We start from the raw sequence: 23572 nt of genomic DNA, 5'->3' as shown, positions 1-23572 counted from the left end.
CAAATAACACGCTTTATGAACAAAAAAAGCAAGTTATCAACAATTTTTGCTAAATCTATGGAAAACACTTGCAAGGAACGGATTTCCTACTAAATTTGTGTATTAACAATTTATTTTTTAACCAACAATTAATAACTAATTATTATGAACAAATCAGAATTAATCGATGCTATCGCTGCTGATGCAGGAATTACTAAAGCTGCGGCTAAATTAGCTTTGGAGTCTTTTTTAGGTAATGTAGGGACTACTTTGAAAAAAGGAGGAAGAATTTCATTAGTAGGTTTCGGATCATGGTCAGTATCTGCGAGAGCTGCAAGAGACGGTAGAAATCCACAAACTGGAAAAACTATCAAAATTGCTGCTAAAAATGTAGTAAAATTTAAAGCTGGTGCTGAATTAGAAGGTGCAGTGAACTAAGTAAGAAAGTTCTCTAAACTTATAATATAATCAAAACCCTCCATATGGAGGGTTTTTTTGTACGCTTTAACGATTTTATTTGGGTTTTTAGAAATTTTATAACTAAATTTAATAAAAATTGTAACCGTATGATTTCAGAAAAATTAAAAAAAGGACACCTGCTTATTGCCGAGCCTTCAATAATTGGAGATTTATCTTTTAACAGATCGGTAATTTTATTAGCAGACCATAACAAAGAAGGATCAATAGGTTTTATCATTAATAAACCTTTAAAGTACACTATTAATGACCTGATACCTGAGATCGAAGCTTCTTTCAAGATATATAATGGAGGACCTGTAGAACAGGACAACCTTTATTTCATTCACAATATTCCGGAATTGATCCCGAATAGTGTTGAAATTTCTAATGGCATTTATTGGGGAGGTGATTTTGAATCGACTAAGGACTTAATAAACAACGGATCTATTAACAAAAATAATATTCGTTTTTTCCTGGGTTATACCGGTTGGGATGAAAATCAACTCGAAAATGAAATGCAAGGAAACTCGTGGATTATTGCTGATAACAATTACAAAAACAAAATTATTGGAAAATCCACCACTCATTTTTGGAAAGAGCAAATAATTGAGTTGGGAGGAGATTACCTTATTTGGTCTAATGCACCTGAAAATCCATATCTGAATTAATTTTCAGATATGGACTCGTTTAGTTTCTGCACTAACAAATGAGCCAGATTACTTGTAAACTCTTTTTTTCGGTATTTAGTTATCGGTTGTATTCCTGTGATTACATTTGTCAAAAACAACTCGTCTGCTTTTTGAAGATCAAAAGGTGAGATTATTTCTTCAACCACCTCTATCCCTTCTACTTTTTTAGCCAATGCTAAAATTTGCTTACGCATTACACCGTTCAGACAACCTTCAGAAACGGGTGGCGTACTTAGTTTTTTACCCACAACCATAAACAGATTGCCTTGTAGCACCTCAACCACGTTTTTAGAATCATTTACCAGAATACAATTGTCCAAACCATTTTCGTGAGCAAATATACTCCCCGTAACATTAATTAACTTATTAGTCGTTTTAATGGACGATAACAATTGTTTGGCCACATAGAAATCTTTATACAAATCAACTTCATAAGAAGCCTTATTTAAGCTATACAAAGCGTTTTCCAGAGCAGTTGCATGAATTAAAAACGAAACATCGTTTGTTTTTGGCAAATACAAACCTCCATCATTTCTAAAAACGGTAATTCGCGCTCTTGCAGCTGCCGAAAATTTATTTTCACGGATTACTTTTAAAACCTGCTCTTCAAAATACTCCATTGTAAAATTCATTGGAATTTCCATTCTCACCACTCGCATGGAGGCCATCAGTCTGAAATAATGATCTTCAAGAAACAATATCTTGTTGTTGATTATTTTTAGTGTTTCAAAAACACCATCTCCATACAAAAAAGCACGATTTTGAGTTAATACATTCTCGTCCTGTGCTACTATGTTTCCATTAAAATTGATCATAAAAAAACCCTGAATTTTGTTCAGGGCAAATATAAGGCTTAAAATAGACTTTTACTAAACAGATCCTATAAGATGTTTCAAATCTGAGATTTGATTTTCCCACAATTGTTTAGCTTCGCTAACTTCTTCTTTTTCAGCAAAATCGACTACCATTAATGATACATCTTTAGTCAATTCATCGACTAAAATATGCAATTCAAAAAAGTACTCCGTATCCTTACTACTCTCATCAACCCATTTAAACTTTACTTTTTCACCTGTTTTCTTAGAAGCCAGACGTGCTTTTTCCTGCGAATCATTCCAGATAAAAGTAAAAAATTCTCCTCTTGAGTTTACATTATCGGCAAACCATTCTGATAAACCAGACGGAGTTGATATATATTGATATAATAGTTGCGGCGAAGAATTTATGGGAAACTCGATTTCGTAACGTATTTTTGTATCCATGAGCTACTTTTATTTTTTTTGGAAATATAAGAATATATGTCCGAAAACAATGCATTTTTAAAAATATTTTTTTTTCTTCATTTTATGCTTGTTTGCTTTAATATTATTTCTATCTTTGCACCCGCAATGAGGGAATGATTCCTGATAGCAGTCTTGGCGAGGTAGCTCAGTTGGTTAGAGCGCAGGATTCATAACCCTGAGGTCACGGGTTCAACTCCCGTCCTCGCTACAAAATAACCCCCTAATCATCAATTGATTAGGGGTTTTTTATTGGGATTTTGTTTCAAAAGCGACAACAATAAATCCCTATAAAACAGCGTTTTGTCAACTAAGTAATTTACAAACAATGGATATAGTCAAATTTAAAATCACATCAAAAACGATAAAAGTAGAAGTACGCAATTCGAATAATTACGTTTTTAATTTTAATACTGCCTTAGAAATTGAAAAAGAAGACAAGGAAGTTTTGTTAAGATTGTACAATGCATTAGACATTCTTTTCAAAAAAGAAAACGCAAGCGAAGTAAAAAACTACATTTCTCCTAACCAAACCAATATATTGGATCAGATTTCTGCGGTCGATAATTTAGAAAAGGAGGAATAAACTTTCACTAATTTCTTTTTAACAAAGAAATATCATTTTTTTTTCTGCCAAAACCTCAAAAGGCAGCCGGTCATTTATTCGTTTTCTCCGGATCAACACGAAAATCCGGATCAGATGCAAAACTTGTGGATTAAGCAAAAAATAAATTGAACATGCCGCTCCTCCGGAGCTTAACATCATTATTTTAAATTCCATCTATAAATACAACGCCCCTCCAGGGCTGCCATTCCATCATAAACAGGCATATTAAGAATAAGACAAAGTCAATCATAACCTAGGTTTCGGACACTTAAATAAGATGTCATCAAATTAGAAGAAACAGCCAATTATAGTATCTTTACTTAAAGAAGAGACCCATACATTTTATTCTCTGCCGAATTCTTAATCTGAATTGCACTATGAGCCTACCCTACATTGAGATCCACAGAGATGAAATGAAAACCATAGGAATACACATTGCTCCATTTGGTGAACTTTCAGCAAATGCTCAATTACCCCATCGTGATGACCATTATATGTTTATTGTACAAACAGAGGGAACTTTTCTTTGGGAGCTGGATTTCAAACAAATTACCATGTCCGGTTCCTGTGCCTATTTTGTGGCACCGGGACAAGTTCACTGTTATCTAAGCCAGCATAAATGCAAAGGGTGGTTTCTTTTTATGGATCCACTTTTAATTTCAGAGAAATATACCAAAATTTTTAACACCCATTTAAATACGAATCAGGGAATCAAACTAACAGATGACAACTCATTGTTTTCACTAATTCCTATAATTGAAACTCTGATAAAACAGAAAAGTGAGTTTTTTCAAGATCAGATAGAATACTCTCTGGTCGATACGATAGCCGGTCTTCTTGCGGGAGCACTAATTCAGGAGCACAGTTCTAAAAATAGTATCAGCGGGCAAAAGAACCACACCGTTAATCAATTCAAACAACTGGTACAAGCCAGATATAAAGAATACAAACAAGTACAGGTGTATGCCTCTTTATTAAATATTACTCCTTTATACTTAAATGAAATCGTAAAACAGATTACAGGTTTTACTGTAAGTTATTGGATTCAGCAGACGATCCTTTTAGAAGCTAAACGATTGTTATACTATACAGAACTAGATGTTAAACAGATTGCTTTTGAATTGGGTTACGAAGATCATACTTACTTTTCCCGGTTCTTCAAAAAGAATATTGGCATAACCGCAACTGAATTTAGATTACAAAACCATAATTTGTCCAATACCAACCCTGCTATTAACACCCCTTAAGACGTACTGCTCTACTAATTTTGCCTTATAAAATTATCAAATAATATAAAGCAAAATTATGACAGAAAAAAGCGCCATCACAAACAATGGCAATTACAAACAAAATTTTCAATCCGGTGCTACAACAAAACTCCTCACTTTTATTGTTGTAACCGTATTAGGTGTCTACATTACGATTGGAGTATCTTTAGGAATACTACCGGGCTTCGTAAAACAAGAACTGGGCTTTGGCAATCTTACTGTTGGCCTTATCATTGGCCTGCAAGCATTCGCCACTTTACTTACCCGTGCCTACGCCGGAAAAACCACAGATGTTCTAGGTTCAAAAATTAGTGCTCAGCGCGGCATTTTATTAGTTCTACTGGCCGGTCTTTTTTATATACTGGCCAGTGTATGCAAAACATATCCTTTACTGTCTCTTGGCTTGTTAGTCGCATCCCGAATAGTACACGGAATAGCCGAAAGCTTTTTGGTAACCGGAATGCTGACCTGGGGAATCGGGCTTCTGGGCCAGGAGAATTCAGGTAAAGTAATGACCTGGAACGGCATCGCTATGTACGCAGGAATTGCAATAGGCGCACCATTGAGTCTATGGATTGTCCAATCGGGTACCACAATTGCTTTCACAACCATTCTACTATTAGCACTGATCAGCTGGGCAGCTGCCAAACAATTGCCTGCAGTTCCTGTACATAAAGGACACATCAGAACTCCTTTTTACAAGGTAATCAGTAAAGTGTTCCCACAAGGATTAGCACTAGCCTTTTCTTCCATTGCTTTTGCCTGTATCGCGTCCTTTATTGCCTTATTGTTTACTCAAAAAAACTGGGGCGGTACTTCTTTTGGATTTCTGCTTTTTGGAGGGTGCTACATACTGACCCGCATACTTTTTTCTTCTTATCCGGATCGTTTTGGTGGGTTTAAGGTCGCGATCGTTTCTATTTTAATTGAAATTATTGGCCAGTTATGTATCGGTCTTTCTCCTAATGGCTGGATTGCAATTTTAGGATGCGCCTTAACCGGCATCGGATTTTCTCTTGTTTTTCCCGCTCTTGGTGTCTTGGCTATACGAAAAGTCCCTCCACAAATGAGAGGAACAGCTCTTGGAGCTTATGCAGCCTTTTTTGATCTCGCACTAGGATTAGCAGGCCCAATTGCCGGTTTAATCGCAGGTTGGTTTAGCTATCAGTCCATTTACCTATTTGGGGCGTTTAGCTGCTTACTGGCCATCCTTAGCCTTCTTCAATCATCGAAAAAGGAACTTCAATAAATTAGTAACTAATCAGATACAAAATTGCTTTAACAGTTTCTATCATCAATCTGGGAGAACCACTTGTAAAAAAGTTATTGCTAAACGGACATAATGTGATGGTCATTAACAGTACCCCACAAAGAAAAGCAGCTATTGCAAATATGTTTGATCTTGAATTTCTCAAGAGTGCATATAGCCAGTGATGAAATTTCTCTAAATAAAATTGACGCTGCTATTGGCAAAGCCATCAATAAAAAAGAATTGGAATAGGTCGTTTTAACAAACGAATAACTCTTGTCTAATTGGCTAGAAATTGAATTTAATGAACTGACCGCACACGGTTTTATCGAAATGCAGGATAGTCAAGGAACCGGATTGTTATATGAAGACTACTATAAAAAACATTTTAAGGAAAGTCAAATTAGAAGATTTTGCACGGGATTTTGCAAAATCATATTTCAGCGAGTAAATCGGAATCTTCTCTGACAAGATATATACATATAGATTACCAAAAAAATTATAGAATTATCTCCCTAAAAAGGACAGATGCAAAATCCATAAAGCTCAGAATTATGAATCCCGGGCTCTTTTTTTTCAAACTCCGATTCCTACTCCAACAACAACCCTTAGTCAATATCGATCTAAGGGTTTATTAATTTAAATAAACTTCATACTAGTATCGAACACCCGCAAAATCTTTTATATCGAGAGGAATAACAAAAGCTAACATGAGACAACTTTTTAGCTCAGAAAAATTAAATTCCATTTCATTCCTAACTTTTATCAATTTAAAGCTTGCAATTATCATTTTACTGTTTTTTTTCTCTGTACCCCTTTTTATGTTTGATTAATGATGTTTAAATTTTAATAGTTCTAAAGTATTGAATTACCAAAATACAAAAAAACATTGCTGTCTTGAGCTAAACATTATTTCGCTTTTTGACTAAAAACATAACCTTTATTTAAATCGAAATTTTAACATAGTAGCTTTTTAAACCATAACTAATCAATAAAAAACGATACTAATTATGAAGAAAAAAACATGCTGGGCACTGTTTCTTTGCCTGTTCCTTGTAAGCAAAGGTCTTTTCGCTCAAAAAAAACTATTCAAGGTTGGTTTAGACGTAGGATATACCTACAATGTGATGCATGCTAACCTTTCTAATTTAATAGACTCAAAATACACAGGGCGTTACGGTATAGGAGTGAATCTTTCAGGAGAATACATGATTTGGAAAACGCTTTTTGTTTCTACCGGTATTTCTCTCTTACAGAAAAACTATGAATTTAGTCGAACCGGAACCCGATCTGGCTGGTATACCAAATACAACAGCAATTTTTTAAGTGTCCCCTTCATGATAGGAACCTATGTTTTAAACAACCCGTATGAAAGTAGCGGCGTCTGGCTTAAGTTGTCAGGTGGCGTCTATACCGATTACTGGCTTAGTCTGAAGCGCGAAGGGAATTATCCTGTTTTTGGTGAAATACCTCCGGATTTCGGCTATTATGACATATATAGAAAGGTATCCGATACATATGATTTTAAAAAAAATGAGAATCAGTTGAGTCGATTGGGATATGGCCTGCAAGGACAGATTCAATTAGGATATTCTTTTAAAAAGATTGATGTGTTTGGATCCTATACGCATCAATATGGATTATCTAATATTTATAAGACTGAGAATAAAGAGCAAAAAATGTCAAGTCGTTCTTATATGATTTCTATAGGAGTCAACTACTTATTTAATTAAAACATCCATATACAAAAAGATAAAGAATTTTACCAATGAAAAGAATTTTCAATAAACATATTACTTGGATCCTAGTACTTTTTTTAGCTACAACTCTTAATTCCTGCGTAAAAGATGACGAAGTTTCGATAACCGAAGCTAACCGATACACTAGCGAAGATATAACATCTTATGCGGAACTTTTCAAGGTCTTTTGGACGGTAATGAATCAGCGATATAATTATTTTTATGAGCAAAAAAACAATAAAGACAGAATGGACTGGAATGCTATTTATACAGAGTACTACCCTAAGTTTGCTGCTTTAAAATCGTATAACGCAGATGGGTTTACGGTTGAACAGATTGTAACTGATGCAAGATTAGCAAATCAGTATTTTACCGATATTATAGACCCCATTATTGACCGTCATTTTACCTTTTCTTATTGTTTACCCAATCGATTAGCCGGAAAATATTGGTTGTTTTTTTACTACGAGGGAGGCATGAAAACCAAAAATGCTTTTTTTTACGAATTTGATGATCGGTTTAATTATATGAAGGATTTACTTGGAGACAATTATATTGAAGGCAATTATAAAGATGAAAAAATGGGAGTAAATCTTATATATCAAATGGGAAGTTTGAGAACTAATCCGGATATTTACTATTTTACTTATAATGAATTTTCATTATACTTAGGTACAAAAATTAATTTTTCTTCCAACAAATATCTAAATTTAGATGCTGGTTTTAATCAATCTCTTTTAACTGCAACAGAAATAGAAAATAATTCTCAATTGGCAGCCATTAAAAACGAAAAACTAAGAAAAGAACTAAAAGACTTAACTCTGAATATTTTGAATGCCTATAATTCATTTATTCGTTCAAATGAAGCTGAGATTAAAATATTTAATAAAAATGTAAATGCATTTAAAAATACCGAAACCGAAGTTGTCACTACAGCTTTTGTTGATAATGCAAAAAAAATACTTGAAAATTTTCTTTTAGTACCTAATTATCTTGATGAAAAAGAATATAGTACTCTAAGAACAAAAGAGAGCGATCCCTATATAGACTGGTTTATAGAGCAGATGAATTCATATACAAATGCGTATAAATTTGATACTTTTATTAAAGACACAAAAGACTTTATAAACAAAGCACCTGTATATCAGAATTTTTTCGATCCGTTGCATAAAGGACAAATAAAAAAAATTATAATTGATTTAAGAGGCAATGGTGGCGGAATGGTGGTAGATATCAATTATTTCACAAATCGCTTTGTTACTAAAAATACCGTATGGGGATATCAAAGAACCAAAGAAGGAAATGGTAAATTTAATTATACCCCTTGGGTTCCCATAAAGACAAGTCCCCATCAGTTCAATATTCCAACAAATATTCCCATGACTGTATTGACAGATAAGAGAGTTCTTAGTATGTCTGAGATTTCCACATTAATCTGGAAAACCCAAGGTGCCATTTCGATAGGAGATTACAGTAGCGGGGGAACTTCAGGTTTAACCGATAATTCAGATCAATTTAACGGTGGCAGCCAGGATAAAATTGGTTTTATTGATAAAGATGAAAACGGAAATTCTTTGTATAAACTTTCTTTTTATATTCCGATTATGGCTACAAAAGATGTAAATGGAAATGTTATCGAAGGTATCGGCATAAAACCTGATATTTATGTTGCACCACCTTCAGAAGAAGAGGTTAATCAAATGAAAAACACACCGAAAACTCATATTGACAGAACTTTGAAGGAAGCGATTAAATATCTTTCTTCAAAATGATTTTTAATAGGAACGGCAAATCAAAAATTATTTACATAATTAATTTTATCGACTGTCATTCCTAAAAATTCATTTAAAAAGAAAACATCTTTATTGTGATTTGTAAAGAAGAGTATTAAGAAATCTTTTCCTTATAATAAAAAACCATCTACTGTTCCGAACATAACAACAACCCCTTAGACCTTTATGATCAAGGGGGTTATTGCTTTAATAAGCCTTATAAAAGCATCTGACATTGTTACCCAAAATTTTATTCAGAAGTAACATAATAAGCGATACTATCATTCCCGTTTTCCGTTAATATAGGCATACATGGCGGTCGCATGCCCATGTCCCAGATCAAAATCGGCTTTTAACCAATTGATAATATTGGTGGCTTTAATAGTCGGACCAAGTTTTCCATTTTCTGTATAGCCTTTTTCTTCAGCAAGAAGTTGAAAATCCTGAGGTGTTTTACCTGTTTTTTCTTCGATGTTTTTTAGATACGCTGCAAATGACATAGTTTATAGTTTTTCAGTGTTAGTTTTTATATTTCTCATGGTACTCTCGATATCGGCACCAATAATTTTATCCATATTTATAAATAATAAAATAATATTCAGCGGCCAGTCCTTACCACTTTTATACTCCCATACCAAATTCGTTTGATTCTCATTAACCGTATTGGTGTATAAAGTTCCGTCGGCAGTAAAAACATAAGGTGCCATAAATCGGATCTTAAAATCTATTTGTTTGTCTTTAACGAGACGAACATTTTCAAATTCGCCTGTTCCGCATTTTTGGTGCTGGCTTTCAAAAGAGAGAATAGCCCCCTCTTGTCCGTCTGCATTTCCTTTTAATTCAATTTTAGTATTCGGGTCATACTTTAGCCATTGATTAAATTCCTTTTGATGACCGAGAAACCGAAGATATTCATATACCGTTTCAGCAGGTTTATTAATCGTAATCTCGCGTTTGATGGTATACTTTTTAGGAGCAAACGCCGCAATTATACATAGTACCGCTATTAGAACAACTACTACAACCAAAATTTTTAATAGAAACATTTTCATTCGTTTTTAAGTTTTGCTTTATAATGATTAATAATCATTTCCTGACAAGGATCAAAGGTAGCCGATCCTTAAAACTTTAAATGGTTCAAAAAAGGACAATGATGGTCAATTCCGTCATTTTCGATTTAGTAATACAGTTAATCGTTTGAATATTGCACAATTCAATTTGATTTTCGATATTAGACCTGTGCTAGAACAGTATAAATTTCTGACGTACAATACAGCCAAATACAAGTAATAAATTAGAAACAACCTTTTATTCTGTTAGACCAACACCACAAACCAACATGCCTGAAGAGAAAGAAAACATTCCCTTTTACGATAGTATCAACTCCTTTTTAGAATCCGTATCTGTTGCGCACCGTACTTCTAATCCTTTATTTTATTGCATGAGGCTGGCAGAACATAAAGGAGACATCTACAAATCTCCCTTTCGCAGAGGTTTCTATTTTGTTGCTCTTCTTATTTCTAACGGAAACACTCAGGTGGGTTACAACAATACTCAAGAAAATATAAAAGAATCCTTTTTGGTTTTTCAATCCCCAAGACAGGTCTATAGTTTTTTCAGAGACAAAAATACCGAGGGCTATTTGATTTACTTTAAGGAAGATTGTTTCCATTTTTTCAAACCAGATTTCGTACAGGAATTTCCATTCTTTGACACTTTAAACACCAATTTATTTCAACTCACTCAAAGCCATTACGAAAACATAGCGCCACAGTTCGAAGAAGTGTTTTTGGCCTACGAAGCTTCTCAATCTTTTTATAACATTGCAATACATAAATTTTTTGCTCTGCTTTATCAGTTAAAGGAATTTGAGATTATTGAACAACAAAAAGTAACCAAACTGCCAAATGCACAACAGTTAATTACCAAAAAGTTTATACAATTGATCAACCTGCATTATCTCAACAAAAGAACAGTAGAAGAATATGCAGACCTTCTCACAGTAAGTGCCAGCCATTTGTCCAAATCTGTCAAAACCACAACCGGATCAACGGTACTCACATTAATCAATGACCGGATTATTAAAGAAGCAAAACTAATGATCAAACACACCGACCTCAACGTGGCGGAGATCGCTTTCCGCTTAAACTTTTCTGACACTTCAAATTTTGGAAAATTCTTCCGGAAACAAACCGGGGTGAGTCCGCTTAGTTTCAGGAGCAATGTAAAAGAACAAATTTGACTGACTTCTTGTCTTTTTTATCAAGTTGCAAAATAATCGCGATAATCCTTTCATCTAAAAAACAGCAGCACACAAAAATTAAAATTATCTAAATAAGTAGTATCTTTAATTTTAACTATCGCGCATGTAAAGCAATATAAAAATGGCTCGAAGACAAGAATGTTTTTTTTGCCTGCATTGAATTAAATCGGCTAGATCTGCAAAATCTGCGAGAGCCCTAATTAAAACAAAACCACTATGACCAAAACAAATCCTGTTATCTATTTTGAAATTCCTGTAAATGACCTGGATCGTGCCGAGCGTTTCTATAAAAATGTATTTGGTTTTAATTTTGAAAGAGAGGTAATAGACGATTATGAAATGACCTTTTTCCCCTTTGAAGATACTGAAAGCGGAATATCGGGAGCACTGGCAAAAGGAGATGTTTACAAACCTACAAAAGAAGGTGTCATTATTTATTTCAGAACCGATAATATTGATACTACATTACAAAAAGTAAAAGAGCAAAACGGAATAATTTTGTATCCCAAAACCGTAAATGAAAAATATGGTTTTATAGTAGCCGAATTTGAGGATAGTGAAGGAAACAGAATTGCCGTACAGCAGTTAATAGAAGACTAAAATTACAGATAGCGGCAAGGAACCAATTGCTACAAAATTCGCGATCAAAAAAACTATAAATCAACACTACCCTATACTTTAGCTAAGCTGTAAAAAATATTTTATACCTGTCCTAAAAGTATTTTGTTTCGATTTAACCTAAAACCACAAAAATGAAAAAAGTAACAGGCATTGGAGGCATTTTTTTTAAATGCAATGATCCCGGCAAAATGAGAGAATGGTATAAAAAACATCTAGGCTTAGATACCAACGAATATGGAGCCACCTTTGAATGGAAAGAAGCATCCGACTCCGGCAAAAATGGGTCTACACAATGGAGTCCGTTTCCGGAAAACACAAAGTATTTTGAACCTTCAACAAAAGACTTTATGATTAATTACAGAGTAGCCGACTTGGAAGCATTAGTCGAAGAGTTAAAAAAAGAAGGCGTAACCATTGTAGATGCGATAGAAACGTACGATTACGGAAAGTTTGTTCATATTATTGATATGGAAGGAAACAAAATCGAGCTTTGGGAACCATATGATTAGTCAAGACAGCAGAAAAAGATTTTAAAAAAGTATGAAAAAGCACAACATCTTTACTACCTCCTTTGCAAGTGTCTATCCGCATTATATCAATAAAGCGGAGAAAAAAGGACGTACCAAAGAAGAAGTAAATACCATCATCTACTGGCTCACCGGATACAATGATGAAACATTACAGCAGCTCATTGAAAACAAAACTGATTTTGAAACCTTTTTCGCAGAAGCCCCACAGATAAATGCAAACGTTTCAAAAATTACAGGTGTAATCTGCGGTTATCGTGTCGAAGAAATGGAAGATAAACTCATGCAAAAGATTCGTTATCTCGATAAATTGATTGATGAATTAGCAAAGGGAAAATCCATGGAGAAGATTTTAAGAAGTTAAACCAAATCGAAAAACTCATTTTAAACCAATAAAAAACAAATGAATCTGTTCGGGAAACAAATCGAAAAAATACGGTCAAACCCCAAAACTATTTTCCTCATAGATGGTTCAGGAGCGCTGCTAACTGCGACTCTTTTACTATTTGTTCTCAGGCCTTTTGATTTTTATTTTGGTATGCCAACAGAGATTCTTACTGTCCTGTCGGTAACAGCATTCTTTTTTGCCTTCTATTCTTTTTTTTGCTTTATACAACCTAAACCCAATCTGCAAAAATTATTAAAACCAATCATTTTGGCCAATTCTATTTATTGCATTACGACACTGGGACTTGTATTCTTTTTTATAAACCGACTTACTGCTTTAGGAATACTCTACTTTATTGGAGAGCTCTTAATAATCTGCGGATTGATTTATGTAGAACTAAAGATTTTAAAAACCACTAAACAAGCATAACCTCTTGTACCGCTGTGCCAAAATAGCAAACGCAAAGATTTGACTAAAGCCTTTTTCACTGTAAACTTATTATCTCCAGCTAAAGCTGGAGCCCATTAAAACCCTTAATATCACAAATACAAGCAGTTACATCACTTTGCACCTCTGAACCTTTGTGCCTTTGCAACTTTGCACCTTCGAACCTCATCCCAAACATCAAACTTTTTACTTTTCACAAAAAAACAGGTATTTCTACGCATTTTTTTATTTGTATTAAAAACGATTTTTGTAACCAAATGCAAAAAAATGTAACTAATTAGCAATAAAACCTTCTTATTACCGTATTAAAGAGAGTTTATTACACAAAACTGCATACAAGTTGAATAAATAAAAACAAAACAATGAAGAATCTTTGGTGTTGGCGTTGTAAAATGGAAGTTCCGATGTTAAATGAAGAAGAGTATTTGGTGGCTACTAAACTGTATCGCCATGGTTTTGAAACCGGAAAGTGTACCATGACCAGACAGGAACGCTTCAAGGATTTACTCGACTATTACAAAGAACTCTCCGGTTATGAAGAAAAGGACCCCAATGTTATCATGCACCATAGAATTGTATTGTATGGCTCGTCTTGTGAAAATTGCAACAAACCGTATCGAACTTCAAAAGCTTCTTTCTGTGCCGCCTGCGGACATAAAAAGCCAGCACAAAAAATCAACACCATTTTTCAAAAAACGGAACAGAAGTGGTGGAAAAAGCTGTTGGTTTCAGATAGCGAATAAAGAAATTTGTCTTACTTACTATTTATAAAGTCACTTTCCTGTTTATTCAAAAGTATCGTATTCGTACTCGCAATGATTCCGGCTGGCAGACTCTTATAAATTGGTTTGGAAAGATTAATTAAACCTTCATTATTTACTTTTGCTATTGCTGTTTCTTTTAAAACATAAATAGAATTTTCAAAAACAACCGGATGAATTTTACTATCATAAGTGATTAACACCTCTGCAGTACCTTCAAAAGATTTTAATGTAAATAAATTATTCTCTGTTTTGTAAAAAGTCAATCTCTTAGCTATGAATGTGCTTTCTTTTACAGATTCCTTTTTGGTTTCTTTTACAATATCTTTAGTTACTTTATTCTTATATTCTATCCTGTTTAAAAATTCTAAAATAGCCTTTGATTTTTTATCAAAAATAATTTTACCCTTTGTTCTTTTAGAGATTCCATTAGTAATCTCCCAATCTGACTCAAATCCCACCACAATCTGATCTGATGGAGATTCTTCGATAACTCCCGTTATGTTCTCTTTAGACTTGATAAAATCCGAAAGACACGAATTCAGATAAATTGTATTAATCAAAGAACTCGGTTTTATATAACCACTGTTGCTCTCATTAATTCCCGGCATATCAGTATAGATATCAAGCGGTATGTTTTTATTATAAGCAATAGCCCCCAATCTTAACTTTATCCTGCTGTTTTTTTGAAACTCATAGGTTCGATCCCACCAATTTACTTTACTCACAATTAACCTTTTTAACTGGTTATCTACTACCACTGTTTCTTTAAAATTGCATTCTTTTTCAAATGGAGTATGAACATATAAATCTTTATAGTTATCTAAAACATATTGTATTGCTTTATTTAAATTGAAAGATTTTATAACTAATTCATCAAGTTCAACAGCTTGACGAATCATAAAAACCGTATCTGACTTCAATTCTTTTTCCGTCTCTAAAACAAGATCCTCAAAACCAATTTTCGAAATTTTCAAACCAGCATTCCCAATAATAATGGAAGCTTTCCCTTCAGAATTTGTAAATGTTCTTTCGTCTTGATTCCTAAAAGTAACCATTGCGTTATCTACAGCAAAACCTGTTAATTTATCGAAAACAACTAAAACTCTGCTTTGTGAAAGTCCAAACTGAAACATAAGGAGGGGCAGAATTATAATTAATTGCTTCTTCCATTTTAAAATTCTCATAAGTGGTATTATTTTAAGTGATCTATAGTACTTCCTGACACTGATTTAAATCTTTATCAAATAAAGATAATTTATACTACAAAAAAAATATGTTCCTAAATATTTTATACATGCTTTTTTGTCATCCTTATACTCTTCACTCAATTCCAGGTTGAGACCAACATCATTCAGATAAAAATTTCGTTAAAGTCCCACTTTGGTAATCATTTTTATGTAATAAAAAATACATTTGTTACAAGAAATCAAAGTGACTGTTTTGTTACTTATTGAAAACCGCAAAACACAATGGCAATGGATTATGATAAATTTATTTTCTGCTTAGAAGGCGTTCCTGACGTAGAAACAGATACTGCTACTGATGTTATCAGAAATTTAGAAGAAATTGCAATTGACCAAGGCATCGCCAGTATTTACAGAACCTGCGACACTATCGAAGGATTAGAAGAAAGTCTCAACATATTACTTTACGAAGATCATAATTTTAAAGATTATGAAATCATTTATTTAGTAATGCCCGGAGAGCCTAATAATATTTGCCTACACGATTATTATTATAGTCTCGAAGAAATAGCCGAGCTCTTTGAAGGAAAGATGAAAGGAAAAGTAATTCATTTTGCAAACAGGAAAATCTTGGACCTGACCAAAGAGGAGGCACAATACTTTTTGGACATCACCGGAGCACGTGCCATTTCGGGTTATGGATCTACCTATAACAAAATTGCCAGCTACAGCACCATCGACAAGGCTTTCTTTTCTTTATATCAGGAGAACGATGACCTCACCGAAGTGGTTGAAGAACTGTATCAGAAACATTACAATCTTTGTAAACTACTCGATTTCAGACTTTATTACTAGGAAAATTTCCGTTTTGCGGTCACAAACTGTAATAAAAAACCGAAACTGAAGACCAAGGCTAAACAAACCACAAAATTAAAAATTACAAGTATCACCCCTCTGATTCTGAGGATTCCTGAATAAAAAGCAGCTTTTCAAGGCAATAATTAACATCTAATTAATATTCTACTTAGCCGATAGATTTTGTTATAAAAAAAATGTGACTTACATTTGCAGCGAAATTTAGAAAGATTATGTTTTTCTTTTTACTCTTCAAATCGACTAGAAATACCAGAATATGATAGAATTAAAAAATATTACTAAAAAGTTTTATAAAACAGGAAGAGAAATTACTGCCCTTCAGGATGTATCACTTCACGTTCCTGCAGGTAAAGTCTTTGGCGTTATCGGTACCTCAGGAGCAGGAAAAAGCACCCTGATCCGTTGTATTAATCTACTTGAAAAACCAACTTCCGGCGATGTAATTGTCGATGGCAAATCACTATTACAATTAAATAATTCTCAATTAGCGCAGGAAAGAAGGCAAATCGGAATGATTTTTCAACATTTTAATCTTTTATCTTCAAGAACCGTTTTTGAGAATGTCGCTTTTCCATTAGAACTGGCAGGCGTTTCTAAAAGCACGATCAAAGAGCGTGTGATGGAATTAGTAGAACTGGTTGGACTGGCTGAAAAAATCAATGATTATCCTGCAAGTCTTTCCGGCGGGCAAAAACAACGTGTCGCTATTGCGAGAACTTTAGCCAATAATCCCAAAGTTCTTTTGTGTGATGAAGCAACAAGTGCATTAGATCCGGGAACCACAAGATCGATTTTAAACTTATTAAAAGACATCAACAAACGCCTGAACATTACCATTTTACTGATTACACACCAAATGGAGGTCGTAAAAGCAATTTGTGATGAGGTCGCCGTAATCAGCAATGGAAGATTAATTGAGCAGGGAACTGTGGGCGAAATATTTGCCAATCCGAAAAATGAACTGACACGTGAATTTATAGCTTCCTCTCTGCATATTGAAATTCCGGAATTGTATCAGGACCGTTTAGAATCGGTTTATAAAGAAGGTTTATTTCCTTTATTACGCTTAGAGCTGAACGGGAAATCGGTAAATGAACCCATTCTTACTCAGGCTGCCATTCAGTTTGGTGTGAATGCCAATATTATAACGGCACAAACGGCTTATGCAGGCGAAACCAATTTCGGAATTCTTATCGTCGAATTATCAGGTAATGAAACACAGCAAAAAGAAGCAATTCAATTTTTTAATGACAAACACGTAAAAACAGAAATATTAGGCTATGTCTGAATCTATTATAACACTACTATTACAAGGTACATTAGAAACTATTGTAATGACCTTTTTAGCCGGTTTCTTCGGTTTTTTATTGGGCCTTCCTTCGGGAATATTGCTATTTCTTACCCGAAAAGGTCAGATTCTAGAGCACGTTTTATTCAACCGAATTCTTTCGGTACTTATAAATATCTTTAGATCCATTCCGTTTATTATTCTAATTGTCTGGATGATTCCATTTACGAGAGCTTTGGTTGGGACTTCGATTGGAGTTAGTGCAGCCTTGGTTCCGTTAAGCATTGGAGCTGCTCCGTTTATTGCAAGATTGGTAGAAAACAGTTTACTGAGTTTGCCATCGGGTTTAATTGAAGCCGCAAGAGCATTAGGTGCTACACCCTTTCAAATTGTATATAAAGTTTTATTGCCGGAAGCACTTCCATCACTTATAAATGCTGCCTCAATTACCTTAATAACCCTTGTTGGATATTCTGCAATGGGTGGAGCTGTTGGTGCTGGCGGACTTGGACAAATTGGGTATCAATATGGTTATATTGGTTACGATGCAACCATTATGAATACCGTTTTAATTTTACTTGTTGCTCTTGTGTTTATCATACAATTTACAGGAGATAAACTTTCCAAATATTTCGATCACAGATAAACTTCTCTTTTAATTTTTAAAGTAAAAACATGAATACAAAAAATAAATTTTCGATACTTTCAGGAATCCTAATCTTAACGCTAACACTTGCAAACTGTGGAAAAGACAAGAAAAACGATCCCAACCACATCAAAATTGGCGTTGCTACAGGACCTGAATATACTGTTGCGCAAGTAGCACAAAAAGTAGCAAAAGACAAATATGGTTTAGAAGTTGAATTGGTTTCTTTTAACGATTATGTGGTACCAAACGAAGCTTTAAACCAAGGTGACATTGACGCCAACGCTTTTCAGCACAAACCTTATCTTGATGCTCAATCTAAACAAAGGGGCTACAAATTGGCCATCATTGGTAAAACTTTCATTTATCCAATCGCTGCTTATTCTAAAAAAATAAAAAGTTTGGCTGAACTAAAACCGGGAAGTACTATTGTGATTCCGAATGATCCAACAAATGGTGGACGTTCGTTATTATTGCTTCAAAAAAATGGTCTCTTAAAACTTAAAGACAATGTTGGTCTTTTACCAAAAGTAATTGACATTGCTGAAAATCCGAAGAATTTAAAAATCTTAGAATTAGAAGCTCCACAAATCCCAAGAACATTAGACGATCAAAATGTAACGATAGCCATTATCAACAATACATTCTCATCACAAGCAGGACTTGTTCCGTCAAGAGATGCTTTATTTGTGGAAGATAAAGATTCACCGTATGTAAATTTGGTGGTTTCAAGAGAAGACAATAAAAATGATGCGAAAGTGCTTAAATTCTTAAAAGCTTTCCAATCTGCAGAAGTTGAAAAAGCTGCCGATAAAGAATTTAAAGGTGGAGCAGTAAAAGGTTGGTAAAATCATTTTTTCGAATACGAAAAAGGCTGAAAAGTAATATTTCAGCCTTTTTTTATGGGTTAAACTCTATCTTTTGAGACTATAGGGAACGGGATTTTTATGCGGATGAAACAAATTTACTTTGTAAAAACGGATCTTTTTTTATTACGAAAGTTTTTATTTCTCGGGTCTCTTATGACTTGAAATGTTTTTCCGACCCACACAAATCAAGCTTCTACTTCGTATACCAATTTCATGCAAATCATTAATCCCTATAATCTTTTAATCTGTGGCATAATTTAAAGACAAAGCGAAGCATTTTTACATTTTAGCAAAACAATATTCCTGCATTAAAAAAAATTAAGCAACCTTAACTTCCTGTAATTCTACTGCAGTGCTTCTTCTCTGAATAAGAACAAAAGTGATAATCATACCAACAACAGACATTCCAACACCGATAAGATTTGGTGAAGCATAACTATAGCCAGCGGCAAGAGGCAATCCACCAAGGAAAGCGCCTAGTGCATTTCCTATATTAAAACTTCCCTGCAAAGAAGCAGAAGCAATCATTTCTGCATCTTTTGCCGTACGAATCATTAACATTTGAATAGGTGCAATTACAGAAAAAGAAATAGCCCCTGTCAAGAAAGTAAAAAACAAAGAAGCGTATTGATTGAAAGAGAAAAAGTAAACTAAAATCAAATCTACCGACATTACAAACAATAACGCTAATGTGGTCGGTGCCGGTGAAAATTTATCTGCCAGTTTACCTCCTAAGAAATTCCCAACAACCATTCCTAAGCCCGCCAGAATCAAAATATACGAAACATCTTCCGATGCAAATTTAGATACATTCGTCAATAAAGGTGCGATATAACTGATCCAGGCAAATAATCCGCCAAAACCTACAGCGGTGATTCCTATTATTAGCCATGCATCAATCTGCTGGAAAAATTTTAATTGTGTTCTCATATTTACATTTTGATTTTTCTCAAGATTAGGCATCCATAAATAGAGAAACAAAAAAGTAAGTAGACCGACAGCTGCGATAAGTATAAACGTATAGCGCCAGATAAAATGGTGTCCAATATAAGTTCCAATCGGTACTCCGATAAGATTTGCCAATGTCAAACCCGAAAACATAATGGCAATCGCCTGAGCTTCTTTGCCTTTATCTGCCAAACGACTCGCTACTACCGCTCCTACTCCGAAAAATGCACCATGCGGCAATCCGGATAAAAATCTCGAAGCGAATAAAAAATTGTAATCCGGTGCAATGATCGAAAGAGCGTTAAAAACAGTCAGCATCAAAGCTAAAATCAAAAGCATTTTCTTGGGAGCATAATTTCTTCCAAGGATCACTAATAAAGGAGCTCCAATAACAACTCCAAGAGCATAAGCCGAAATCAAATATCCGGCTACCGGAATCGAAACATTCATATCTGAAGCAATATCAGGTAATAAACCCATCATTACAAACTCCGTAATACCGATAGTTAAACCACCTAATGACAGCGCAATAAGACTTTTTTTCATTTGTTTTTACAAGAAAGGGATAGATTTTCTATGACGCAAATTTAAGTCCGTTGCTTTAAAAAATAATTGTATATTTACGATATAAACTTGTATATTTATGTTATGTCAAGATTAAATCAATTCAAAACACTTGTAATAGATGAATTTGAAGACGAAAAATTTCATCTTCCACCGCACACACACAGCTATTATGAGATTATTTACATCAAAAAAGGAAACGGAATTCATCATTTAAACCACAACTTTCTGCCTTATAAAGCAGGTGATTTATTTGTGATTTCTCCGGATGACGAACATTATTTTGACATAAAAAAAAGCACTCGTTTTTTTTATATCAAGTTTACGGATCACTATTTCAATTCGAAACAAAACCTGACCTGCGATGAATTTTTAATTCATACTCCGGAAAGCTTCATGCGCGATAAAACATTAAAAGAGACAGTTCTGAAATTAGATGATCCCTGCAAAACTATATTAAAAAATACGATAGAAAACATTGCAGCCTACAATTGCGAAACCGATATCTCCAATTCTCCAATAGTATTTTATCAAATCCTTTCTATTTTTGGATTAATAAAGGAAACCATGCGGGGTATGCATCTTGTTGTTAAAGGAAATGCAATCGACAACGAGCAAATTACGTCCTATATTCATCAGCATATTTATCAGCCCAAATTGGTTCAGATTAAAGTAATCGCGACTCATTTTAATATTGCCCAAACCTATTTTAGTGCCTATTTCAAAAGGACTTTTTCGATTAGCTATCGGGATTACATTCACAATTTACGAACTACTTTGATCGAAAAACGATTTCAAAACAATCAATTGTCAGTTAAACAAATTGCGCACGAATTTGGCTTTACAGATGAAAGTCATTTATCGCATTATTTCCGAAAAAGAAAAAATATGAATCCCACCGATTTTAAAAGACTTTAGTTATGGAAAAACTAAAATATGTTGAAACTCACTATTTTTATCTAAATTTGTATTCTAAATAAATTTTCCTTGACGAAAAAAGTCTACATATTATTTTTCATCTTAACCGTTGGTTTCTTCCTGATGCCAAGTTCCGGTTATGCTTGTGAAAGTAAAACGGAAAAAAGCGATTCTAAAAAAGAAATCACCTCAACCGAAAAGGAAAACAGCCAATGCACAGAAGACTGCTGCAAAAAAGAAGATCATTCAAAAAAAGACAAACATGATTGTGATGGAAAATGCAGTCACAGCAATTGTACTACCTCTTCTTTGTCCTTTAGCATTCCATCTTCTAATGATTTTGATTTTCAGAATAATGTTTTCAATTTCTCAACAGAAAAAACAATTTCCTATTACAACGAAGCCAACATTTCTGATGGTTTCACCTCTATTTGGTTGCCCCCTAAAATAAAATAATTCTATTCGTAACAGCCATAGGTGGGTTTTGTCGGAATGAAAATTTCCGTTTTCAATCTCAGCCTACAGTCTCAGTTTCTTTGGAAAACCTGAAAATCAGAATAAGAACACTTTGCTTTACGAACAATAAATAGCACCCTTTTGCGCAGAACCTTGCGAACTCTTATGTTCGCAGTGAAATTTTTCACGCAGATTTAGCGGATTTATTCAGATTGTCTTTATCAAAATAACAAAACAAAAATATCGGCTTAATCTGCTCAATCTGCGTGCAAAAAGCTTTTCGTCTTTGCAGTTAAATTTTCACGCAAGGGCGTAAAAAAACAATTTAACATGGATATTCAAATCCTTTAAAAAACATATCAAATGAAAAATACAATAAAAGCTGTTTTAGCAGCAATCACTATAGCCCTATCTGCAAATACAGTAGCAGCAAACGAACTAAAATCTCAATTAGTAACAGAAGACGTTCAGGATGCTAATCCGCTTCAAGCTGTTTTTGACAATTATTTTGCTTTGAAAGACGCCTTAATCAAAAGCGACGCAAAAACATCTTCTGCGAAAGCGACCACTTTATTAGCTTCAATTGGCGCTGTAAAAATGGACAAACTAAAAAACAACGAACACAATGCCTGGATGAAAGTCATGAAAAAAATGACTTCCGATGCTAAAGCAATTTCGTCTAATCAGGATCTTAAAAAACAACGTGAGACTTTTAAATCGTTGTCTAAAAACACCTACGAACTGATTAAAGCATCCAACCCGTCTCAGCCTGTTTATTACCAATATTGCCCAATGGCAGATGCAAATTGGTTAAGCAAAGAAAAAGCAGTTAAAAATCCGTACTACGGAGCATCAATGCTGACTTGTGGAAATGTGGTAGAAACAATCAAATAAATATGACGCTCTATATCAAAAACATGGTATGCAGCAGATGTCAAATGGTGGTGAAGTCTGAGTTTGAAAAGCTCGGACTTCCAACTATTTCTGTAGAATTGGGAGAAGTTGAATTACAGAATACCCTCCCAGAGAGTCAAAAAGAAACTTTGATCCAAAATCTGAACGCATTGGGTTTTGAATTGATTGATGATAAAAAAAGCAAAACGATCGAGAAAATAAAAACACTTATTATCGATCTGGTTCATCGTAAAAACAATGAACTCAAAATCAACTTATCCGATTATTTGGTCAAAAACCTCAATCAGGATTACAGTATGCTCAGTAATTCATTCTCGGAAATTGAAAACACAACTATCGAAAAGTATTTCATCAGCCAAAAAATAGAAAAAGTAAAAGAATTATTGATTTACAATGAACTTTCACTTAGCGAAATTGCCGATTTACTAAACTATAGTAATGTAGCACATTTAAGCAATCAATTTAAGAAAGTTACAGGTTTCACACCCACCAATTTTAAACAGCTGAAAGACAAGAAACGCATCCATATTGAGAATTTGTAAATCTTACAAATCAATCACAAAATTATACAACAAGAAATAAGCGTTACTTCGGAAATTTGCATTGTAATAGTAAAAGAACAAAGCAATGACACATCAATATGTAATTTCAGAAATGTCGTGCAATGGTTATCGTACCAAAGCAGAGTGCGTTTTAAACACAATTAAAGACGTTCAAGCCGTCGTGCGTTTAGAGCCGCCAACAGCAAACATCGCAATGGACAAACATGTTGCAACAAAAAAAATTCATCACTGTTAGTTCCTCTATCGATGACCTTAGCTTTGTATCTGCAATCGTAAATGCGTTGCGATTGCGA

At 34.1% G+C, this 23572-nt stretch carries 28 protein-coding genes and 1 tRNA gene; 23 read left to right on the top strand and 6 right to left on the bottom strand.

Annotated features, from left to right (window positions below):
• Nucleotides 1-144: 144 nt before the first annotated feature.
• Both G3A47_RS09185 and G3A47_RS09180 read left to right on the top strand, forming a co-directional pair.
• Complete coding sequence (locus G3A47_RS09185; protein ID WP_012022249.1) at nucleotides 145-417, top strand: HU family DNA-binding protein; 273 nt, start codon at nucleotides 145-147, stop codon at nucleotides 415-417.
• A gap of 128 nt (nucleotides 418-545) precedes the next feature.
• The gene (locus G3A47_RS09180) at nucleotides 546-1106 is read left to right on the top strand and encodes a YqgE/AlgH family protein (protein WP_166921862.1); all 561 of its coding nucleotides are present in this window, start codon (nucleotides 546-548) and stop codon (nucleotides 1104-1106) included.
• Here the strand turns inward: G3A47_RS09180 and G3A47_RS09175 are convergent.
• Both G3A47_RS09175 and G3A47_RS09170 read right to left on the bottom strand, forming a co-directional pair.
• A complete protein-coding gene (locus tag G3A47_RS09175) occupies nucleotides 1103-1942 on the bottom strand; it encodes an aminotransferase class IV (RefSeq protein WP_166921861.1) in 840 nt (279 codons plus the stop codon). The genes G3A47_RS09180 and G3A47_RS09175 overlap by 4 nt on opposite strands.
• 54 nt (nucleotides 1943-1996) lie before the next feature.
• Nucleotides 1997-2389 carry an START-like domain-containing protein gene (locus G3A47_RS09170; protein WP_047773995.1) on the bottom strand — a complete coding sequence of 131 codons (393 nt, stop codon included), beginning with the start codon at nucleotides 2387-2389 and terminating at the stop codon, nucleotides 1997-1999.
• 155 nt (nucleotides 2390-2544) lie between these two features.
• Between G3A47_RS09170 and G3A47_RS09165 the strand changes: the two genes are divergently transcribed.
• The 6 genes from G3A47_RS09165 to G3A47_RS09140 all read left to right on the top strand — a co-directional run bounded on the left by G3A47_RS09165 (nucleotide 2545) and on the right by G3A47_RS09140 (nucleotide 9042).
• Nucleotides 2545-2618, top strand: a tRNA-Met gene (locus G3A47_RS09165).
• A 117-nt stretch (nucleotides 2619-2735) separates the two neighbouring features.
• Nucleotides 2736-2993: a hypothetical protein gene (locus tag G3A47_RS09160; RefSeq protein WP_166921860.1), complete on the top strand. Its 258-nt coding sequence runs from the start codon at nucleotides 2736-2738 to the stop codon at nucleotides 2991-2993.
• Between the two features lie 398 nt (nucleotides 2994-3391).
• A complete protein-coding gene (locus G3A47_RS09155; RefSeq protein WP_166921859.1) occupies nucleotides 3392-4261 on the top strand; it encodes a helix-turn-helix domain-containing protein in 870 nt (289 codons plus the stop codon).
• 58 nt (nucleotides 4262-4319) lie between these two features.
• Nucleotides 4320-5531: an MFS transporter gene (locus G3A47_RS09150; protein WP_166921858.1), complete on the top strand. Its 1212-nt coding sequence runs from the start codon at nucleotides 4320-4322 to the stop codon at nucleotides 5529-5531.
• Between the two features lie 1010 nt (nucleotides 5532-6541).
• The gene (locus tag G3A47_RS09145) at nucleotides 6542-7264 is read left to right on the top strand and encodes an outer membrane beta-barrel protein (protein ID WP_166921857.1); all 723 of its coding nucleotides are present in this window, start codon (nucleotides 6542-6544) and stop codon (nucleotides 7262-7264) included.
• Nucleotides 7265-7299: 35 nt separating this feature from the next.
• On the top strand, nucleotides 7300-9042 hold the full coding sequence (locus G3A47_RS09140) for a S41 family peptidase (RefSeq protein ID WP_166921856.1): 1743 nt from the start codon (nucleotides 7300-7302) through the stop codon (nucleotides 9040-9042).
• 281 nt (nucleotides 9043-9323) lie between these two features.
• On the opposite strand, the gene G3A47_RS09135 is transcribed toward G3A47_RS09140, so the two are convergent.
• Nucleotides 9324-9542 (bottom strand): DUF4287 domain-containing protein, encoded by a 219-nt coding sequence (locus tag G3A47_RS09135; RefSeq protein ID WP_166921855.1) that lies wholly within the window; start codon nucleotides 9540-9542, stop codon nucleotides 9324-9326.
• A 3-nt stretch (nucleotides 9543-9545) separates the two neighbouring features.
• A complete protein-coding gene (locus G3A47_RS09130; RefSeq protein WP_166921854.1) occupies nucleotides 9546-10088 on the bottom strand; it encodes an SRPBCC family protein in 543 nt (180 codons plus the stop codon).
• A 293-nt stretch (nucleotides 10089-10381) separates the two neighbouring features.
• On the opposite strand from G3A47_RS09130, the gene G3A47_RS09125 reads away from it, so the two are divergent.
• From G3A47_RS09125 to G3A47_RS09100, 6 genes are all read left to right on the top strand, one after another.
• Nucleotides 10382-11284 carry a helix-turn-helix domain-containing protein gene (locus G3A47_RS09125; protein WP_166921853.1) on the top strand — a complete coding sequence of 301 codons (903 nt, stop codon included), beginning with the start codon at nucleotides 10382-10384 and terminating at the stop codon, nucleotides 11282-11284.
• A 237-nt stretch (nucleotides 11285-11521) separates the two neighbouring features.
• Nucleotides 11522-11905, top strand: coding sequence for a VOC family protein (locus G3A47_RS09120; RefSeq protein ID WP_166921852.1), 384 nt, complete (start codon nucleotides 11522-11524; stop codon nucleotides 11903-11905).
• Between the two features lie 152 nt (nucleotides 11906-12057).
• Nucleotides 12058-12435 carry a VOC family protein gene (locus tag G3A47_RS09115; RefSeq protein WP_166921851.1) on the top strand — a complete coding sequence of 126 codons (378 nt, stop codon included), beginning with the start codon at nucleotides 12058-12060 and terminating at the stop codon, nucleotides 12433-12435.
• A 31-nt stretch (nucleotides 12436-12466) separates the two neighbouring features.
• Nucleotides 12467-12817: a DUF2200 domain-containing protein gene (locus G3A47_RS09110; RefSeq protein WP_166921850.1), complete on the top strand. Its 351-nt coding sequence runs from the start codon at nucleotides 12467-12469 to the stop codon at nucleotides 12815-12817.
• Nucleotides 12818-12856: 39 nt separating this feature from the next.
• Nucleotides 12857-13270 carry a hypothetical protein gene (locus tag G3A47_RS09105; protein ID WP_166921849.1) on the top strand — a complete coding sequence of 138 codons (414 nt, stop codon included), beginning with the start codon at nucleotides 12857-12859 and terminating at the stop codon, nucleotides 13268-13270.
• Between the two features lie 380 nt (nucleotides 13271-13650).
• The gene (locus G3A47_RS09100) at nucleotides 13651-14031 is read left to right on the top strand and encodes a hypothetical protein (protein WP_208328351.1); all 381 of its coding nucleotides are present in this window, start codon (nucleotides 13651-13653) and stop codon (nucleotides 14029-14031) included.
• Nucleotides 14032-14042: 11 nt separating this feature from the next.
• On the opposite strand, the gene G3A47_RS09095 is transcribed toward G3A47_RS09100, so the two are convergent.
• On the bottom strand, nucleotides 14043-15236 hold the full coding sequence (locus G3A47_RS09095; protein WP_166921848.1) for a carboxypeptidase-like regulatory domain-containing protein: 1194 nt from the start codon (nucleotides 15234-15236) through the stop codon (nucleotides 14043-14045).
• A gap of 291 nt (nucleotides 15237-15527) precedes the next feature.
• Here G3A47_RS09095 and G3A47_RS09090 point away from each other — a divergent pair, with 291 nt between their 5' ends.
• The 4 genes from G3A47_RS09090 (at nucleotide 15528) to metQ (ending at nucleotide 18894) form a co-directional block, all read left to right on the top strand.
• On the top strand, nucleotides 15528-16091 hold the full coding sequence (locus G3A47_RS09090) for a DUF6642 family protein (protein ID WP_166921847.1): 564 nt from the start codon (nucleotides 15528-15530) through the stop codon (nucleotides 16089-16091).
• Between the two features lie 277 nt (nucleotides 16092-16368).
• Nucleotides 16369-17400, top strand: coding sequence for a methionine ABC transporter ATP-binding protein MetN (gene metN / locus G3A47_RS09085; protein WP_166921846.1), 1032 nt, complete (start codon nucleotides 16369-16371; stop codon nucleotides 17398-17400).
• Nucleotides 17393-18046, top strand: a complete 654-nt coding sequence (gene metI / locus G3A47_RS09080; protein WP_166921845.1) for a methionine ABC transporter permease MetI — start codon at nucleotides 17393-17395, stop codon at nucleotides 18044-18046. The genes metN and metI overlap by 8 nt, the downstream gene beginning before the upstream one ends.
• A 29-nt stretch (nucleotides 18047-18075) precedes the next feature.
• Nucleotides 18076-18894, top strand: a complete 819-nt coding sequence (gene metQ / locus G3A47_RS09075; protein ID WP_166921844.1) for a methionine ABC transporter substrate-binding lipoprotein MetQ — start codon at nucleotides 18076-18078, stop codon at nucleotides 18892-18894.
• Between the two features lie 339 nt (nucleotides 18895-19233).
• Here metQ and G3A47_RS09070 read toward each other — a convergent pair whose 3' ends face one another.
• Complete coding sequence (locus G3A47_RS09070) at nucleotides 19234-20409, bottom strand: MFS transporter (RefSeq protein WP_166921843.1); 1176 nt, start codon at nucleotides 20407-20409, stop codon at nucleotides 19234-19236.
• 102 nt (nucleotides 20410-20511) lie between these two features.
• Between G3A47_RS09070 and G3A47_RS09065 the strand changes: the two genes are divergently transcribed.
• The 5 genes from G3A47_RS09065 (at nucleotide 20512) to G3A47_RS09045 (ending at nucleotide 23514) form a co-directional block, all read left to right on the top strand.
• Nucleotides 20512-21345 carry an AraC family transcriptional regulator gene (locus G3A47_RS09065; protein WP_166921842.1) on the top strand — a complete coding sequence of 278 codons (834 nt, stop codon included), beginning with the start codon at nucleotides 20512-20514 and terminating at the stop codon, nucleotides 21343-21345.
• 69 nt (nucleotides 21346-21414) lie between these two features.
• Nucleotides 21415-21801 (top strand): hypothetical protein, encoded by a 387-nt coding sequence (locus tag G3A47_RS09060; RefSeq protein WP_166921841.1) that lies wholly within the window; start codon nucleotides 21415-21417, stop codon nucleotides 21799-21801.
• A 363-nt stretch (nucleotides 21802-22164) separates the two neighbouring features.
• On the top strand, nucleotides 22165-22695 hold the full coding sequence (locus tag G3A47_RS09055) for a DUF3347 domain-containing protein (RefSeq protein ID WP_166921840.1): 531 nt from the start codon (nucleotides 22165-22167) through the stop codon (nucleotides 22693-22695).
• A gap of 2 nt (nucleotides 22696-22697) precedes the next feature.
• Nucleotides 22698-23258 (top strand): helix-turn-helix domain-containing protein, encoded by a 561-nt coding sequence (locus G3A47_RS09050; protein ID WP_166921839.1) that lies wholly within the window; start codon nucleotides 22698-22700, stop codon nucleotides 23256-23258.
• 85 nt (nucleotides 23259-23343) lie between these two features.
• The gene (locus tag G3A47_RS09045) at nucleotides 23344-23514 is read left to right on the top strand and encodes a hypothetical protein (protein WP_166921838.1); all 171 of its coding nucleotides are present in this window, start codon (nucleotides 23344-23346) and stop codon (nucleotides 23512-23514) included.
• Nucleotides 23515-23572: the final 58 nt, after the last annotated feature.

It is taken from the genome of Flavobacterium poyangense, from assembly GCF_011751075.1.
Taxonomy (GTDB): domain Bacteria; phylum Bacteroidota; class Bacteroidia; order Flavobacteriales; family Flavobacteriaceae; genus Flavobacterium; species Flavobacterium poyangense.
The sequence above is the reverse complement of the archived record's forward strand: the minus strand, read 5'-3'. Positions and strand labels throughout refer to the sequence as shown.

Excerpts from the sequence above, each read along its gene's own strand:
- G3A47_RS09185 (WP_012022249.1), top strand. The coding sequence starts at position 145 with ATGAACAAATCAGAATTAATCGATGCTATCGCTGCTGATGCAGGAATT.
- G3A47_RS09180 (WP_166921862.1), top strand. The coding sequence starts at position 546 with ATGATTTCAGAAAAATTAAAAAAAGGACACCTGCTTATTGCCGAGCCT.
- G3A47_RS09175 (WP_166921861.1), bottom strand. The coding sequence starts at position 1,942 with ATGATCAATTTTAATGGAAACATAGTAGCACAGGACGAGAATGTATTA.
- G3A47_RS09170 (WP_047773995.1), bottom strand. The coding sequence starts at position 2,389 with ATGGATACAAAAATACGTTACGAAATCGAGTTTCCCATAAATTCTTCG.
- G3A47_RS09160 (WP_166921860.1), top strand. The coding sequence starts at position 2,736 with ATGGATATAGTCAAATTTAAAATCACATCAAAAACGATAAAAGTAGAA.
- G3A47_RS09155 (WP_166921859.1), top strand. The coding sequence starts at position 3,392 with ATGAGCCTACCCTACATTGAGATCCACAGAGATGAAATGAAAACCATA.
- G3A47_RS09150 (WP_166921858.1), top strand. The coding sequence starts at position 4,320 with ATGACAGAAAAAAGCGCCATCACAAACAATGGCAATTACAAACAAAAT.
- G3A47_RS09145 (WP_166921857.1), top strand. The coding sequence starts at position 6,542 with ATGAAGAAAAAAACATGCTGGGCACTGTTTCTTTGCCTGTTCCTTGTA.
- G3A47_RS09140 (WP_166921856.1), top strand. The coding sequence starts at position 7,300 with ATGAAAAGAATTTTCAATAAACATATTACTTGGATCCTAGTACTTTTT.
- G3A47_RS09135 (WP_166921855.1), bottom strand. The coding sequence starts at position 9,542 with ATGTCATTTGCAGCGTATCTAAAAAACATCGAAGAAAAAACAGGTAAA.
- G3A47_RS09130 (WP_166921854.1), bottom strand. The coding sequence starts at position 10,088 with ATGTTTCTATTAAAAATTTTGGTTGTAGTAGTTGTTCTAATAGCGGTA.
- G3A47_RS09125 (WP_166921853.1), top strand. The coding sequence starts at position 10,382 with ATGCCTGAAGAGAAAGAAAACATTCCCTTTTACGATAGTATCAACTCC.
- G3A47_RS09120 (WP_166921852.1), top strand. The coding sequence starts at position 11,522 with ATGACCAAAACAAATCCTGTTATCTATTTTGAAATTCCTGTAAATGAC.
- G3A47_RS09115 (WP_166921851.1), top strand. The coding sequence starts at position 12,058 with ATGAAAAAAGTAACAGGCATTGGAGGCATTTTTTTTAAATGCAATGAT.
- G3A47_RS09110 (WP_166921850.1), top strand. The coding sequence starts at position 12,467 with ATGAAAAAGCACAACATCTTTACTACCTCCTTTGCAAGTGTCTATCCG.
- G3A47_RS09105 (WP_166921849.1), top strand. The coding sequence starts at position 12,857 with ATGAATCTGTTCGGGAAACAAATCGAAAAAATACGGTCAAACCCCAAA.
- G3A47_RS09100 (WP_208328351.1), top strand. The coding sequence starts at position 13,651 with ATGAAGAATCTTTGGTGTTGGCGTTGTAAAATGGAAGTTCCGATGTTA.
- G3A47_RS09095 (WP_166921848.1), bottom strand. The coding sequence starts at position 15,236 with ATGAGAATTTTAAAATGGAAGAAGCAATTAATTATAATTCTGCCCCTC.
- G3A47_RS09090 (WP_166921847.1), top strand. The coding sequence starts at position 15,528 with ATGGATTATGATAAATTTATTTTCTGCTTAGAAGGCGTTCCTGACGTA.
- metN (WP_166921846.1), top strand. The coding sequence starts at position 16,369 with ATGATAGAATTAAAAAATATTACTAAAAAGTTTTATAAAACAGGAAGA.
- metI (WP_166921845.1), top strand. The coding sequence starts at position 17,393 with ATGTCTGAATCTATTATAACACTACTATTACAAGGTACATTAGAAACT.
- metQ (WP_166921844.1), top strand. The coding sequence starts at position 18,076 with ATGAATACAAAAAATAAATTTTCGATACTTTCAGGAATCCTAATCTTA.
- G3A47_RS09070 (WP_166921843.1), bottom strand. The coding sequence starts at position 20,409 with ATGAAAAAAAGTCTTATTGCGCTGTCATTAGGTGGTTTAACTATCGGT.
- G3A47_RS09065 (WP_166921842.1), top strand. The coding sequence starts at position 20,512 with ATGTCAAGATTAAATCAATTCAAAACACTTGTAATAGATGAATTTGAA.
- G3A47_RS09055 (WP_166921840.1), top strand. The coding sequence starts at position 22,165 with ATGAAAAATACAATAAAAGCTGTTTTAGCAGCAATCACTATAGCCCTA.
- G3A47_RS09050 (WP_166921839.1), top strand. The coding sequence starts at position 22,698 with ATGACGCTCTATATCAAAAACATGGTATGCAGCAGATGTCAAATGGTG.
- G3A47_RS09045 (WP_166921838.1), top strand. The coding sequence starts at position 23,344 with ATGACACATCAATATGTAATTTCAGAAATGTCGTGCAATGGTTATCGT.